Annotated in this window: 1 pseudogene; it reads right to left on the bottom strand. The window is 78.7% G+C overall.

Going from position 1 to position 884, the window contains the following annotated elements:
- Positions 1 to 884: pseudogene (locus SZN_RS37235) on the bottom strand (serine protease); the annotation flags it as partial.

Here is an 884-nt window from a genome sequence, read left to right as displayed (position 1 = left end):
GGCGCGGACACCGGGGGCGGCGTCGGCCGGCGGGCCGTCGGCGCGCACGAGGTGGCGCAGCAGGTCGAGCCGCTCGGCGTCCGGGAGCGGCAGCGCGGTCCAGAAGGCGGGGCCCAACTCGTCCGGGGCGTCGCGTCCTTGGCGGCGCCGGTCGTTGATGCGGTCGCCGAGCAGCCGCAGGACGTCCCGGTAGGGCGTGGCGTCCGGCACCGCCAGCAGCGTGCCGCTGAGCAGCCGGGCCGCCCACCAGGAGTCCCGCCCGGTGTCCAGCGCGCCGGTCAACTCCCGCAGCCGGGCGCCGAGTCGGCCGGTGCCGTGCCGCCGGGGGAGCTGGAGGAGGGCCTGGAGCACGGGGCCGATGCGGTGGTGCGGCACGGGGAGGCGCGGCTCGGCGGCCGGGTCGGTCTCCCGCCGGTGCACGAGCGTGTCCAGGGCCTCGTCGAGGTCCAGGTGCATGCCCTGGATCCAGTCGCCGAACTCCTCGTGGGCGAACCGGTAGCCCCGGCCGGCCGGGACGAGGAGCCCTTCTGCGAGCACGGCGGGGGCCCAGCCGGTGCCCCCGCCGATCCAGGCGGGTGCCGGGCCCCAGGGGAACACCGCCTCGAACGTCGGTGCGTCCAGCTCCCCCTGGCCGGACCCGAGGCTGCGCCGCGCGGCCTCGTGGACCTGGCCCGCGACCTTGGCGGCGAGGCGGCGCACGGCCGTGCCGCGCAGTCCGGACCCGGCGGCGACACGGACCGCGATCCGCAGGCACATGAGGTCGAGATGGGCGGCCAGGACGTCGTGGCGGTCGATCCACCGCGGGACGGCCGCGCCGGACAGGGCGGCGCCCGGTGCTCCGGCGGGCGGCGTCTGCCGGTCGGGGAGCGGCGTCCGGTGTGTGC

Source organism: Streptomyces zinciresistens K42 (genome assembly GCF_000225525.1).
Classification (GTDB): Bacteria; Actinomycetota; Actinomycetes; order Streptomycetales; family Streptomycetaceae; genus Streptomyces; species Streptomyces zinciresistens.
The sequence above is the reverse complement of the archived record's forward strand: the minus strand, read 5'-3'. Positions and strand labels throughout refer to the sequence as shown.